Origin of the sequence: Nostoc sp. 'Lobaria pulmonaria (5183) cyanobiont' (assembly GCF_002949795.1) — a bacterium.
Lineage (GTDB): Bacteria > Cyanobacteriota > Cyanobacteriia > Cyanobacteriales > Nostocaceae > Nostoc.
This window is the reverse complement of record NZ_CP026692.1, coordinates 1,193,710-1,208,054: the sequence shown is the minus strand read 5'-3', so window position 1 is coordinate 1,208,054 and position 14,345 is coordinate 1,193,710. Positions and strand designations below refer to the sequence as shown.

The 14,345-nt window shown below is 42.8% G+C and carries 14 protein-coding genes and 1 tRNA gene; 4 read left to right on the top strand and 11 right to left on the bottom strand.

Annotated features, from left to right (window positions below; genetic code table 11):
- Positions 1–48: 48 nt before the first annotated feature.
- Both NLP_RS05155 and NLP_RS05150 read right to left on the bottom strand, forming a co-directional pair.
- Positions 49–119, bottom strand: a tRNA-Cys gene (locus NLP_RS05155).
- A 242-nt stretch (positions 120–361) separates the two neighbouring features.
- On the bottom strand, positions 362–952 hold the full coding sequence (locus tag NLP_RS05150) for a chromophore lyase CpcT/CpeT (RefSeq protein WP_104905447.1): 591 nt from the start codon (positions 950–952) through the stop codon (positions 362–364).
- A 358-nt stretch (positions 953–1,310) separates the two neighbouring features.
- On the opposite strand from NLP_RS05150, the gene NLP_RS05145 reads away from it, so the two are divergent.
- Together NLP_RS05145 and NLP_RS05140 are read left to right on the top strand one after the other, a co-directional pair.
- Positions 1,311–2,537, top strand: coding sequence for a tetratricopeptide repeat protein (locus tag NLP_RS05145; RefSeq protein ID WP_104905446.1), 1,227 nt, complete (start codon positions 1,311–1,313; stop codon positions 2,535–2,537).
- A 64-nt stretch (positions 2,538–2,601) separates the two neighbouring features.
- Positions 2,602–3,402, top strand: coding sequence for a Uma2 family endonuclease (locus tag NLP_RS05140; protein ID WP_104905445.1), 801 nt, complete (start codon positions 2,602–2,604; stop codon positions 3,400–3,402).
- Positions 3,403–3,488: 86 nt separating this feature from the next.
- On the opposite strand, the gene NLP_RS05135 is transcribed toward NLP_RS05140, so the two are convergent.
- The 6 genes from NLP_RS05135 to NLP_RS05110 all read right to left on the bottom strand — a co-directional run bounded on the left by NLP_RS05135 (position 3,489) and on the right by NLP_RS05110 (position 9,005).
- Entirely contained in the window at positions 3,489–3,923 is a 435-nt protein-coding gene (locus NLP_RS05135; protein WP_104905444.1) for a type II toxin-antitoxin system VapC family toxin, read from the bottom strand.
- Positions 3,923–4,222, bottom strand: coding sequence for a hypothetical protein (locus NLP_RS05130; protein WP_104905443.1), 300 nt, complete (start codon positions 4,220–4,222; stop codon positions 3,923–3,925). The genes NLP_RS05135 and NLP_RS05130 overlap by 1 nt, the downstream gene beginning before the upstream one ends.
- A gap of 126 nt (positions 4,223–4,348) precedes the next feature.
- Positions 4,349–4,693, bottom strand: coding sequence for a DUF5615 family PIN-like protein (locus NLP_RS05125; protein ID WP_104905442.1), 345 nt, complete (start codon positions 4,691–4,693; stop codon positions 4,349–4,351).
- Complete coding sequence (locus tag NLP_RS05120; RefSeq protein WP_104905441.1) at positions 4,690–4,983, bottom strand: DUF433 domain-containing protein; 294 nt, start codon at positions 4,981–4,983, stop codon at positions 4,690–4,692. Before NLP_RS05120 ends, NLP_RS05125 begins: the two co-directional genes overlap by 4 nt.
- A 106-nt stretch (positions 4,984–5,089) precedes the next feature.
- Positions 5,090–8,389: a tetratricopeptide repeat protein gene (locus NLP_RS05115; RefSeq protein ID WP_104905440.1), complete on the bottom strand. Its 3,300-nt coding sequence runs from the start codon at positions 8,387–8,389 to the stop codon at positions 5,090–5,092.
- A gap of 220 nt (positions 8,390–8,609) precedes the next feature.
- On the bottom strand, positions 8,610–9,005 hold the full coding sequence (locus NLP_RS05110) for a hypothetical protein (protein ID WP_442946643.1): 396 nt from the start codon (positions 9,003–9,005) through the stop codon (positions 8,610–8,612).
- 538 nt (positions 9,006–9,543) lie between these two features.
- Here NLP_RS05110 and NLP_RS05105 point away from each other — a divergent pair.
- Complete coding sequence (locus NLP_RS05105; protein ID WP_104905438.1) at positions 9,544–9,939, top strand: hypothetical protein; 396 nt, start codon at positions 9,544–9,546, stop codon at positions 9,937–9,939.
- 134 nt (positions 9,940–10,073) lie between these two features.
- Here NLP_RS05105 and NLP_RS05100 read toward each other — a convergent pair whose 3' ends face one another.
- The 3 genes from NLP_RS05100 to NLP_RS05090 all read right to left on the bottom strand — a co-directional run bounded on the left by NLP_RS05100 (position 10,074) and on the right by NLP_RS05090 (position 12,355).
- The gene (locus NLP_RS05100) at positions 10,074–11,081 is read right to left on the bottom strand and encodes an aldo/keto reductase (RefSeq protein WP_104905437.1); all 1,008 of its coding nucleotides are present in this window, start codon (positions 11,079–11,081) and stop codon (positions 10,074–10,076) included.
- Between the two features lie 111 nt (positions 11,082–11,192).
- Positions 11,193–11,642, bottom strand: coding sequence for a hypothetical protein (locus NLP_RS05095; RefSeq protein WP_234017216.1), 450 nt, complete (start codon positions 11,640–11,642; stop codon positions 11,193–11,195).
- Between the two features lie 407 nt (positions 11,643–12,049).
- Positions 12,050–12,355, bottom strand: a complete 306-nt coding sequence (locus NLP_RS05090; protein WP_104905435.1) for an RNA recognition motif domain-containing protein — start codon at positions 12,353–12,355, stop codon at positions 12,050–12,052.
- Between the two features lie 403 nt (positions 12,356–12,758).
- Between NLP_RS05090 and ilvA the strand changes: the two genes are divergently transcribed.
- Positions 12,759–14,270: a threonine ammonia-lyase, biosynthetic gene (gene ilvA / locus NLP_RS05085; RefSeq protein ID WP_104905434.1), complete on the top strand. Its 1,512-nt coding sequence runs from the start codon at positions 12,759–12,761 to the stop codon at positions 14,268–14,270.
- The last annotated feature ends 75 nt before the right edge of the window (positions 14,271–14,345 follow it).

Here is a 14,345-nt window from a genome sequence, read left to right as displayed (position 1 = left end):
TACCCCAGTTTGTTGATTTTTGATTATCCTAAAAGGCTGAAAGCCTTAAGGCGGCACCCGGATTTGAACCGGGGGTGGAGGTTTTGCAGACCTCTGCCTTACCACTTGGCTATGCCGCCACAGCAAAATTCCCTGAACTACTTTAATGTTGCTAAGGTATCTTAGTAGCCATTTAGTAGTCATAGGGCGCTAGTTAAACCATGATAGCATAGGATTCTGAGGTAGAGATAGTAGGTTAACTGGATGTTTTTGGTAGTTTTTAGGCGATCGCTAAAAGGTGGCAATTACAAGTTGACCAAACCACAAACTACTCTTAGCAGATTAAAGGAGTTTTGAGTTGTAACTCCTCACTCCTGACTTGTTACACCTTTACTTCATCGGCAAAACTACCCCAACGGAGAAAGTGAAATGGGCCGGCGATAGAACCCCAGAGACGTTCATCGGTGTCTAAATCTCTTCCCCGGTCGAGGCTGAAAAATTCTTTAGCGTCAATCTCAAATTCGTTATCCAGATAAGTATTTTTGCCGTCACGAACCACTATGCAGCCTTTACCAGGTTCAACTCTGCCTTTAAAGCTTTTACCTGTCCACTCTACAACCATGTTGCAACCTGACATTTTTTTTAATTGGTCAACAGACAACTCTTTAAGGCGTTCGGGTTCGCGAGATGCACCGTAAAATTTCTCTTCTTCTTTAACCGTATAGTGTTCAATTGCAATATGATTTTCTGCCGGAATTAACTTCATTACGCGCATCCGGTAGGGTTGATTGAGCGCAAAATCATAAGCTTGTTCGAGAAACAAACTTACCCCTGAGAACAATTCTAAGGGGAGGGGACGGATACAGACGCGGATATGAGCATAAAAAGGCGGATTTTCAAAAGCTTGTTCTTGATTGCTAAAGTCAGCTGCCATCCAGCGGGCTAAAGTGGCGATATCAGTAGAATGAGTCATTAGAAAACGATCGACTAGTTACTTAAATATTATCTAGAATTATTTTGACACTCCCCTGACTCAAAAATCCTAGTTGCGATCGCAATTTTTAAATTATATCTAGGATGTATGCTCTGACTGGAAAAAATTAGGCTGCTTCAGTACAAGTTAAACTGCTGACATCTTGTACCTAACAACTAGAACTCGTTAGGCATTTATTTTGGCAAAATTCGTACACTGCCTTTTATCTGTGTGCTGAAGCCACATAGCTCTCAGGTAGGCTTTTCTTGTAAAGCTGGAGAATAGTTAGTCAATAATAGGGCATGGGGATAATCGCTAATTATCTCATGCAACTCACTCAAGGTAAAGTAAAGTACCCATGCTCAGGCACTTAATTGCGATCGCTACTGCCACTATACTCTTTAGCAATTCCTTCGCACTGGCAGCGAGTAAACCGCCGAAACCACCCGATAAATTTCCTCCCAGCCCTTTAGAGATTACCACACCCGATCCACTGTCACCACGTTCGCCCAAGGATAAACAACCGCTAACTCCCCAAGAACGGCAAAAGTTAGAACCAGCATTAGATGCGTTAAATCAAGAAGCGGCGGCGAAACTGCAAGCAGGTGAAGCGATTGCGGCGTTTGAAATTTGGAACCGAGAATTGCGTTTGCGGCGCTTTTTAGGTTCATTAGCAGAGGTGCAAGCATTATCACGAGTTGGGGTGATCGCTTGGAAGCAAAACGACGCACAAGAAGTACAATACATTACGCAACGATTGCAAGAAATTCAAAAACAAGCCCAATCTCAAAAAAAAGCTACCCCAATCGAGCTAGAATTGTGGCGATCGCTAGGTGAAGCTTACAAAAATGTGCGATCGTCTAAACTGGCTATAGAAGCTTATGACCAAGTTTTGCTAGTAGTGCGACAACAACAAGATCGAACAGCGTTATTAGAAACCCTCAAAACAATTGGAGAACTGCATTTGAGTTGGTTTGATTATCGCAAAGCTGCGCCAATCTATGAGGAATTATTGAGTTTAGCTACATCTCTTGGCGATCGCGTAAACGAGGTAACATATCTGCAACAACTGGCTTATATTTACGAGCAGACAAACCAACCGCAGCAGTCTTTGAATGTACTTAACAAACTAGCAGAAATTTATGGCAATGAAAATAAGCTTACGGAAATACTAGAATTAAAGCTAGCGATCGCTTCAGATTACGAATCTCTAGCCAAGAAAGATCCTAATTTACTGCTAGAAGCTTTTAAAAATTATCAAGAAGCTTATACCACTGCTTGGCAATTAAAGGAGTACGTTCGTGCTGGTGATGCTTTGCAGAAGTTAATTGCGTTGTATCGTTCGCAAGGACAAACAGAAGAGGCTTTGCAGGCTAGCGAAATTTTGGTGCAGATACAGGCGCAAGCTGCCAACTTTTACGGAATGATGCAAGCTTATGACCAAATTGGGCAATTGTATCTAGAACGCAAAGAATTTCCTCAAGCACTAACAGCTTTTCAACAAGGGTTAAAACTGGCGCAACAACTCAAACATGAAGAAGCATACTTTACTGGGCAAATTGCAAAACTGTCGAAAGCAAATTAACTGAAATTTCTGCGATCGCTTAACATAAAAATACCCGCCACGCTTACCCACAAGGTGAAAAGCTATGTCAGAAACTACCCTAGCTGCACCAGATATTCAACTCCCACCCACCCAAGCAGAATTACCAGACGATGACGGTATCCCGATGGAAAGCCCGCGACACAAAGCCCAGATGGATTTGCTAATAGATGCTCTGATACCTTGGTTGGAAGAACGAGAAGATGGGTTTATCGGCGGTAATATGTTTGTTTACTACAGTCTGGCCCAGGTGCGAAACAAAGACTTTAAAGGGCCAGACTTTTTTGCTGTGTTGGGAGTCCCGAAAGGAGAACGTCGCAGTTGGGTGGTTTGGGAACAGGGGAAAGCACCAGATGTAGTTATTGAGTTGCTTTCTGACAGCACAGCCCAAGCAGACAAAAATGAGAAAAAGCTGATTTATCAAAATCAAATGCGGGTGCCAGAATATTTCTGGTATGACCCTTTTAACCCTAATGATTTGGCTGGTTTCTCTAATGAAAAAGGAGCTTATCAACCTATTGCAGTAAACCCTCAAAATCAGTTGGTGAGTCAATCTTTAGGGTTAGGATTGCAGTTGTGGCAGGGAAGTTATAAAGGTATTGATGCTACTTGGTTACGCTGGGCAAATTTGGCAGGGGAATTGCTGCCAACTCCTGAAGAAAAGGAACGCCAAAGGGCAAAACAAGAAAGCCAAAGGACAGAACATGAACGCCAAAGGGCAGACAAGGCAGAATTGCAGTTATTACAAACTGCACGCAACTTAATTGAATCTGGGATGCCAATAGAACAGGTAGCGAGGTTAACAGGTTTGAATGTATCTGAGATAGACACTCAAAAGAATGGATGATTTGTGGGATTTGTTTAAGCGATCGCTAATCAATATCAATCCTGTTCTAAAATTTTTTCTATATCTTGCTAATTCAGGTAATGCATTTAATCGGGGACTTGTACAATGTGAGCGATTGCATTTCCCAAACGAGTAAAGTGATTTTGATTCAAGGTTAACAAAGCGTCTACCTCTGCTTTTAAAGCAGCTTGAGCAATTAAAGCATCAAAAATACCGCCACCTGGAAGATTTAAGGTTGCCATTTGAGCAATTGCAGCTTGATAGTCATTGAAAAGCAGTGGAACTCCTTCTAAATACTGTGACATATCTACAATAATCATCTCAGCTTGTTGGGGACTAATGCGCGGCTGAATGGGTAAGCGTGTGATCACAGAATATGTTTCAGCTAAACTGTGAGTTGAGATAAACCCTTGAATTTGCTCAGATTTTGCAGCTTTAATCTGGGAAAAACAAACCAAATGTTGGGGGTGATTGACAATGAATGCAGGAACTAAGATAGAAGTATCAAACAAGACTTTCATTAAGTTATTCGATCCTGAATACGTTCTTCTCTCAACTCATCTATAAAGGCATTAACATCAAAGTTTTCTGGTAGTTCTGCCTCTACAACTAAAATCCCTTCTTTTCGATAAATATTTGGTTGGTTAAGAGGCAGTACATTGGTGATCTCAGAGTTTTGTTGAGTATGTTCTTCAGTGACTTGCTGACTCAGCGTGGCAATTTTTTCTGCAATAGCTTGCAAAACAAACTGCTCAGTCGAAATTCCCTGACTGTTTGCCCATTTTTCAATCTTTTGTTGGAGTTGGGGAGGAAAGTTCATAGACGTAAATACAATTAATACTCCAATTGTAAAAGGCGATCGCCTACGACGGGCTACGCTTATGCATTTGTGTTGGTAAGAGAAAAGCGATCGCTAATCAACATCAATCCTGTTCTAAAATCCTTTCTACACATAAAGTAACTGATTGAAAATTTCGTCTGCTGTCAAAGTATCGATAAGAATTGCTATCCTTTCAGCAATTTCATAGGGATTTCTACGTTTAGCAATTAAAATACCTGCATGAGATTGATGATTTATTAAATAGTTTGTATGTAGTTTCTCAAAATCAAGTCGGTTGTGAGTTAATATACAACGTTCAACAGATACAGCAAAAGCGAGTTGTTTTTCATCTGATTCTCCTAACATTTGCTGTTCTCGTGCTGTTGTTATATTAATACCTCGTGCTAATAGTAAGGTGGCAACTAGAATATCTACATCTTCATCAACATAAACCTGAGCAAAAATCGTCATTTTTGATTGAGTCTGGCTTTGATAGCTGGATGGACTAATTCATCAGGAACATGATTGCGCTCGATATATTCATTGATTTCTACTTGATTGTCTAGATAAAAACTCAGAGCATCAAAGACTTGGGCTAAAGTTAAATGAGGTAAGTGTAGCGGAATTTCTTCTGGTCTAATCCCTAAACGCCAATTTTCGACAATCGCTCTCACAGGTGTTCTCGTGTTCGCAATAATTGGTTCACCAGACAAAATTTCAGTTTGCCGAGTCACGTAGCGAGAGGTGGTTGTACTGGTCATACTGATTAAGTTTTTGCAGTATTTTTCTTAAGCTAGCACAGTATTGATTGAACAGCGCTCGCTCAAAACTACTAGATTGCCAACTCTATTGTCTGGACTCACTCTTTTAATTACGAATTAATTTTTTAGCCAATCGCCACAACAGAGAAAACGGTAAAATTAATATCGCCTTTAAGGTTTGCACAAATTGACCTAACCGACGTTTCCGGATAGGACGGGGAGTAGACTGGCGTTGCAGGATTGCTAGATTTTGTCGAATTGTCGCGGTAGTGGGATGATTAACTCCTAACACCCGTTGGCACATTGCCAAAGCTTCACTGTATAGTGGTTCGGCATCGCTGTACCGCCCAAGGCTATAGTAGAGTGCTGCTAAATTGTTCAAGCTAGTAGCCACATCCGGATGGTCGCCAGCAAACAGGCGCTTTCTCATTGCCAAAGCATCACTGTATAGTGGTTCGGCATCGCTGTACCGCCCAAGGCTATAGTAGAGTGCTGCTAAATTGTTCAAGCTACTAGCCACATTGGGATGGTCGCCAGCAAACAGGCGCTTTCTCATTGCCAAAGCATCACTGTATAGTGGTTCGGCATCGCTGTACCGCCCAAGGCTATAGTAGAGTGCTGCTAAATTGTTCAAGCTACTAGCCACATCCGGATGGTCGCCAGCAAACAGGCGCTTTCTCATTGCCAAAGCATCACTGTATAGTGGTTCGGCATCGCTGTACCGCCCAAGGCTTTCGTAGAGTCCTGCTAAATTGTTCAAGCTACTAGCCACATCCGGATGGTCGCCAGCAAACAGGCGCTTTCTCATTGCCAAAGCATCACTGTATAGTGGTTCGGCATCGCTGTACCGCCCAAGGCTTTTGTAGAGTCCTGCTAAATTGTTCAAGCTACTAGCCACATCGGGATGGTCGCCAGCAAACAGGCGCTTTCTCATTGCCAAAGCATCACTGTATAGTGGTTCGGCATCGCTGTACCTCCCAAGGCTTTCGTAGAGTAAAGCTAAATTGTTCAAGCTAGTAGCCACATAGGGATGGTCGCCAGCAAACAGGCGCTTTCTCATTGCCAAAGCTTCACTGTATAGTGGTTCGGCATCGCTGTACCGCCCAAGGCTTTTGTAGAGTCCTGCTAAATTGTTCAAGCTACTAGCCACATCGGGATGGTCGCCAGCAAACAGGCGCTTTCTCATTGCCAAAGCATCACTGTATAGTGGTTCGGCATCGCTGTACCTCCCAAGGCTTTCGTAGAGTAAAGCTAAATTGTTCAAGCTAGTAGCCACATAGGGATGGTCGCCAGCAAACAGGCGCTTTCTCATTGCCAAAGCTTCACTGTATAGTGGTTCGGCATCGCTGTACCTCCCAAGGCTTTCGTAGAGTCCTGCTAAATTGTTCAAGCTAGTAGCCACATAGGGATGGTCGCCAGCAAACAGGCGCTTTGTCATTGCCAAAGCTTCACTGTATAGTGGTTCGGCATCGCTGTACCGCCCAAGGCTTTCGTAGAGTCCTGCTAAATTGTTCAAGCTAGTAGCCACATTGGGATGGTCGCCAGCAAACAGGCGCTTTCTCATTGCCAAAGCATCACTGTATAGTGGTTCGGCATCGCTGTACCGCCCAAGGCTTTCGTAGAGTCCTGCTAAATTGTTCAAGCTACTAGCCACATCCGGATGGTCGCCAGCAAACAGGCGCTTTATCATTGCCAAAGCATCACTGTATAGTGGTTCGGCATCACTGTACCGCCCAAGGCTATAGTAGAGGAAAGCTAAATTGTTCAAGCAACTAGCCACATTGGGATGGTCGCCAGCAAACAGGCGCTTTATCATTGCCAAAGCATCACTGTATAGTGGTTCGGCATCGCTGTACCGCCCAAGGCTATCGTAGAGTAAAGCTAAATTGTTCAAGCTAGTAGCCACATCCGGATGGTCGCCAGCAAACAAGGACTGGCAAGCATATACGCATTCTTCACTCCAAGGTTCTGCTAATTTATATAATCCTTGTCCTTTGTAAAATTCTGTTATCCCCTCAAATATCCAAATTACTTCATCGCTAGGGACTGATGCTAGAGAAATTATCTGTGCTTCTTTTGCTTCTTTTATCTCTGCAATTATACGCTTACCCAGGTCTTCGAGATGGAGAACGATATCTCTGATGCTTTCAATCTGCTCAGAAGTGGCAGAATCAGGAAGGATTTGAGCTTTAGCTATCATAGCGGAGGCGAAGGTTCTTTCCAAAACTGATTTCATCTCGCCAGCATCGGCTAACTGCCCTTGCAAAAACCACCGCACTAAGGCATGAATTTTATAACATCCTGCTCTTTCTTCTACCAGTTGCAGCAAGTTGCGCTCGTAGAGTTGATTTTTAGCTGCGTTTAATTCATCTTCTGACCAAGTTAGCTGTTTTTGTTCTTGATTTTCTGCTTCCCCTCCACCTGTCGCCACCCAAATAACCAATTCCCAAAGAATCTGTACAGGAGAAAATAAACTCAAAAATATTCCTAGTTGTTGCGCCAGTGGGTTGAGTTCTGACCAAGTTAAAGCAAAGGCGGCTTTGACTCCTAGTTGAGTTGAGTTGAGAGTTTCTCGGTCTTGTAAAGCTGACTCTGCTAATTTACGTTCTTGCAATCGCCCAAACATGATATCTAAAGATATGTCCAGGTCGCGTACTAAATAACCTCCCACTAACTCTATGCCCAAGGGCAAATATTCCAGACATTCACATATTGCTGTTGCGGCTTCTGGTTGGTTTTCAACTCGCTTATCTTTTTCCCCCAACAGTCGTTTTAACAGTTCTAAGGCTTTACCTGGTTCTTTTTGGGGCGAGAGAACATCTAAGGGAATCTCTTGAATTAAATTAGCATCTAAATGCCGCAGTCGAGTAGTTACTAGGACTCGGAAGCGGTTATCGTTGGGAACGACTTCGCGGAGGTTGTCTAAATCAGTTACGTCATCGAAGACGATTAAAATCGGCAAGGGAGAGTTAGGATATTTAGACCAACACCAGGCGACTTGTTCTTTAAGGCTTAAAATTCCTGCTAATTCTTGGGGAATCTCCAAACCGAACTGCAACCGGAAAAACTCTAAAACTTCGGCGGCGAGATTGGTTTTTCTGTCGTTAAACCAGGCAATTCCACCATAATCTTGTTGATATCGTCTGGCGTATTGGGTAGCTAATTCAGTTTTGCCCACGCCACCCATTCCGGCTATTGCTACATAATTTCCGCGCTGCAAGTCTTCATGCAGCATTGTCAGTTCCGTTTCTCGCCCGACAAAATGAACAGAACCGCGATAAGGGATAGATTTTGTGGGAGTTAACTGTTTCTGCCCCTCAATAATTTGAGTGCCAATGTTAACTTGAGCGCCAGGGGCAGCAAAAGCACCAATTTTTTCGGCAAACTTGCCAGAGTCTTCAGGCATACATAATATATCTAAATGCCGTTAAATTTAGATATTGCACTGGTTGCAACACCCGCCTCAGAATGAATTCTAAGGCTAATAGCTAAAGTCTTCTAAAGAAGACTAAGATAAAAAGTTTTAGTCCACTTGAGTGGACTTGAGCTATTAGCCCGGAAATTTATTTCTGGGCGGGCTGGGGGGCGAATTGAGAATCATGTTTAATTTTTAGATTAATTTTAGATTAAAAGGACTGATTTTGAATATTTCCTGTCCCACCTGGCATAACAACCTGACCAATTTTGTCTGCTAATTTCTCTAGGTTAGGCATAGCCAAAATTTCAGCCAATTTAGGATTTGGTTCTGCTTTAGCTGCTTCTACCAATTCTTTAGCTGCTTGAGCCACTTCAGGATTAGCTTTAGCAGCCAATTCCACCTCTAGTACAGCCTTTTGATAATCGAGTGGTTGCTCTGGTGCTTTCTCTATCGCAACTACAGTATGGGGAGACTGTTTTTTGAGGGTGACGAGAAACTTACCAGTCTTATCCAATAAAGTCTCTGTTACCTTTTCGGTGGTTTTTTCTAAGGCTTTAGTAGCTATTATAGTGCCAACAGCGATCGCCGCAGTTTCAAGTATCATAATCCTGCCTTGACTATGTGTATTTTATTTACTTATTAATACACCGCTTTTGTTCTAAATTCCGCAGCTAAGTTAAAAAACCCTAGATTTAACCCAGTGTTACAGATTTTGCATAGTTCAACATTATTTGCTCAATTAATTGCCTGTGATATCTAGATGTTTGGAATTGAAACCAGTTGCCGTTACTAACATTGCCACTAACATTGCGCTTTAAGTTACAAAAATAACGAGTTTAGTTACCACCACGACGATTTTTGTTACAAACATGATTATTTTCGTTACAATGTTACGAATTTAGTTACAAAAATAACCAGTTTAGTTACCACCACGACGATTTTTGTTACAAACATGATTATTTTCGTTACAATGTTACGAATTTAGTTACCACCACGACGATTTTCGTTACAAACATCATATTTTTCGTTGATATTGCGGAGTCTATCGTTACACTCGATACTAATATCTGTGGATTTTACTCAACCAAAATTAGGCTTGAGTAGGGCAAGCTAGCTCTAGAACACATAAAAAAAAGATAATTATGCCTCGGCAAAAGCGTACATATCGCGTTCTCGAAAAAGCTGAATTGAGAATCGCCGGACTCAAAGCAATCGATCCTGGCATGGATTTTGGAGATGGTCGGAACTTGCAAAATATTAAACAAATAATTCAGCAGTATCGTAGCAAAATAGATACTTATAATACTACTCTAGCTATGATTGACTCTTACACAAATGAGATGAAAGAGTTGGAAAAAAGTTTGAGCGATCTGACTGAAAAAATGCTCCTAGGAGTTGCTTTTAAGTACGGCAAAGACAGCCAGGAATATGAGATGGCGGGTGGTGTTCGCAAAAGCGATCGCATCCACAAAAGCTTAGTCAATCGTTTAAAAGCTAGTACAGATGAAGTCTCTAATCATAATACCCAAACTGCATAATATCATCGTTAGACTCTTAACAAAAGTCTTGATTTGACAGCGCTTTTCAAATAATTGAACTACACCATTCCCATATCAGTCGTAGTCAAAACACCTGTTTGTAATGATTCATATTCTAACTCAGCGACCTTGAATCACTTAGTTTGAAAGATATTTTGTACCATTTTTTTGTCTGTACTCGCCGCCGCCTGATCCAACTCTGCAATCTCACCAGCGTCTAATTGCCAACCCAACGCCCCAAGATTCTCCTTTGCTTGTTCCACGCTCTTTGCTCCAGGGATGGGAATAGTTCCTTTACAGATGCACCAATTAATTGCTACCTGTGACATAGTTTTGTTTCTGAACTGTGCCACCTCTCGCAAACATTCCCAAAGCGATTTGCCAGCAGAAGCCGCTTTACCTCTGTGCATTCCTGATAACATTTGCTTAAATAACAGACCTCGAATGCCTTTAGGCAAAGGGCCTTGCTCAGAGTATTTTCCTGTCAGTAGTCCCAAAGCTAGAGGGCTGTAGGCAATCAATTTAATGTCCAACTCATCGCAAAGGTCTTTGAGCTTGAGTTGAGTCACAGGATATGTAGACAACAGAGAATATTGAACTTGCAGAGTTGTAATCGGAACACCTCGTTGGGCGAATTTTTTATGCACTCGCTGAAGCCGTTTTGGCCCATAATTGGATAATCCCACGCCCTTGACCAGTCTTTGCTCATACAAATCGGCAAGACCATCTAAAAGTCCTTCTTCTTGCCAAGGAGCATAGTTTGCTGTTGACCAGTGCATCTGTACCAAGTCAATATTTTTTCCCAGGCGTTGGGCAGATGACTGGCAAGCCTTTACCATTGATTGACGTGTCCATCTCCACGGGTAAGCAGCAAGCTTAGTCGCAATACAAATATTTTCTTTGCCTAAACCGAGATATTCTCGGTTGAATCGTCCCAGAAGTGACTCACTGCGACCATTCAATCTCCCAGTTCCGTAAGAATCACCTGTATCAAATAAAGTTACACCGTTGCTTACACAAAGGTTAAAGACCGCTTGCAACTGCTCATCCATACTTTCGTCATATCCCCAAAGCAGTTGGTTGCCCCAAGCCCAAGTGCCGCAGCCCATGCTTGGGAGTGAGAGTTTTTGGAGAGTCTGCATCTTTGCTGTTTGTAGATTGCCTTATTAATTATCAGGCATATATAGCAGTCCGAAATCATTCGTTAAAATTTGAGATAGTTAGAATTCCCATCTAGTCTTGATTCATTAATTTCAACTTGACAGGCTACTATTAGGGAACATGGTCGGATTTGCCAAGAGCCAAGCTTTTTCAGTCCAGGCGTTATTAAATAACTCCACCTCTGACACTTTTAATTCAAATGAATGGGGTGGTGATTCTAGCAACAAGGGCGAACCTTTATCATGGGCCTCAATTAAGTTAACTATCCAGGGAAGAAAGTCTAAAATTTCTTTTGGTAGTACAGTTAACTCGAAATCCCACAACAAATTCAGACCTCGGCAGACTTGTCCTTTTCTGGTCACTGTCACTCTACCAGCACTTTTGTTAATAGCCACTCGCAGAATGAATGGGCGGAATGGGACAAATTCATCTGGCGCTGTATAAGCGTATACATTAATATAGTTTAGTCTCTGCCTACGATCCATCCAAGATGCGATCGGTGAATTACTACTATAAGATGTACCAGTTACGATCACCGGCATATTCATAGCAGTAGCAAAGTTAGAGTAGAACTTATGCCTTAGTTCATTAACAATATGTTTAGCTTCTGGGTTCATGGTTGCTACACCTATTACATAAAACGATACCTGCGGTAAGCTACCCTAACGCATGGCTTGATAAGAATTATTTCCTAAAACCTCCTGCATCCTGCCCTCTGACTTGAAAGTGCTGAGTGCTGTTAGCGGAAGCGGGGCCTTTAGCCCGTACTGTTGGTAGCGGGGCGTTTAGCCCGTGCTGAGTCAAAATACCAGTCCCCAGTCATTCTTTCATCCAAGGCTTTTGAAACTTGTTTCATTGGAACTGCCTTTCTTCGTTTAACCGAAGCACAAAAAAGGCAGACCCTTTGTCTGCCCTCAAGACCTTAGAGTTAAATTGTTGGTTTTAGACCTTAATAGCGGCCACCACCACCACCGCCATAGTTTCCTCGTCTACCACCAGAGGAACCACCGTCTGTCTTGGGCTTGGCTTTATTAACTTTTAAGCTTCGACCCATCCATTCAGCATTATCAAGGGCATCAATTGCCGCTTGTTCTTGGGCGTCTGATTCCAATTCCACAAAGCCGAAACCTCTCATCCGACCTGTTTCTCGGTCGATAGGCAATTGAACATTTTTTACAGTTCCGTATTCTGCAAAGACTTGCCGGAGGTCATCTTCTTTAACCTCATAAGATAGATTACCAACGTAAATTGACATAGAATGTCTCCAGAATCAGAGGATGTAGAGATTTAGATCCGGAGAGGTCTGTAATACAAGTATATATAAAAACAAACTGTACAGCCGAATTTGATCTTCCACGCATACTTTAACATAAATGGAGAAGTTATGTTCTTAAGTAACACTATACTTAATTTGTCGATCTAAATATTCGGATAGTTGGCAAAACTCGTTTAAAATCGACCTACCAGCGATCGCATGAAATTTGCAGTCATCAAAAAGCTTCCATAACTGAACTTATTTCTCTTCAAAGAGTATTAATTAGTAATTTTTAAATTTTGTTCAATCAAAATTTCGAGAGAGTGTAATTAAATGAAACTAGTGCGATCGCTTGTAACGTAAAATTAATTTCCATCCAGCATTTGCTAACAGCTTGACGCCCATGTTTTGCGACTACCTCATCCAAATCCTGACTGCCCGTGTATATGATGTTGCCCAGGAAACACCACTGGAGTATGCACCAAATTTGTCTGCGCGGCTGAACAATCAACTCCTGTTGAAACGTGAGGATATGCAGTCAGTATTTTCCTTTAAACTGCGAGGTGCTTATAACAAGATGGTGCAACTGCCACCAGATATATTGGCACAGGGTGTAATTGCCGCGTCTGCGGGGAACCATGCTCAAGGAGTCGCCCTTGCAGCCCAACGGTTAGGAACCAGAGCGATTATTGTCATGCCAGTAACCACACCTCAAGTGAAGGTAGATGCGGTGAGAATGAGGGGCGGAGCAGTGGTGTTATATGGAAACACTTATGACGATGCTTATAGCTATGCGCGTGAATTAGAAGTAGAAAAAGGATTGACCTTTATTCATCCCTTTGACGATCCCCATGTAATTGCTGGACAGGGAACAATCGGGATGGAAATTTTACGGCAATATCAGCAACCCATCCATGCAATTTTTGTGGCAATTGGCGGCGGCGGATTAATTTCTGGGATTGGGGCTTATGTAAAACGGTTGCGTCCCGAAATCAAGATTATTGGTGTTGAACCAGTAGATGCTGATGCCATGTCTCAATCACTCAAAGCCGGACATCGGGTGCGCTTGTCCCAAGTGGGTTTATTTGCTGATGGCGTGGCGGTGCGGGAAGTAGGTGAAGAAACCTTCCGTTTATGTCAGCAGTATGTAGATGAAATTATTTTGGTGGGTACAGACGATACTTGTGCTGCGATTAAAGACGTGTTTGAGGATACGCGATCCATTTTAGAACCAGCTGGTGCATTAGCGATCGCAGCTGCCAAAGCCTACGCCGAACGAGAACAAATCGAGGGACAAACCTTAATTGCTGTCGCCTGTGGTGCAAACATGAATTTCGATCGCCTCCGCTTTGTAGCAGAACGCGCAGAGTTGGGCGAACGCCGCGAAGCAATCTTTGCAGTCACAATTCCAGAGCAACGGGGAAGTATTCGCCAGTTTTGTGAATGTATTGGCAACCGTAATCTTACCGAGTTTAATTATCGCATTGCCGACGAAAAAACAGCCCATATTTTTGTCGGCGTGCAAATTCAAAACCGTGCTGATGCTGTCAAGATGGTAGAAACCTTTGAAGCTCATGGATTTGAAACCCTTGATTTAACAGACGACGAACTAACTAAACTACATCTGCGGCACATGGTGGGCGGACACTCTCCCCTAGCTGACAATGAATTGCTCTACCGTTTTGAGTTTCCAGAACGTCCCGGCGCATTGATGAAGTTTGTGACTTCCATGAGTCCCGACTGGAATATTAGTCTTTTTCACTACCGCAATAACGGTGCAGACTACGGACGAATCGTTGTTGGTATCCAGGTTCCCCCCCACGAGATGGAAGAGTGGCAAGCTTTTCTCGATCGCCTGGGCTATCGCTATTGGGATGAGAATAAGAATCCGGCATACAAGCTGTTTTTGGGATAGGTGGGAAGTGGGGAGCAGGGAGCAGGGAGCCAGGGGAGCAGTTGCAGTAAGTATTTTCCCCTCTGCCCCTGTGCA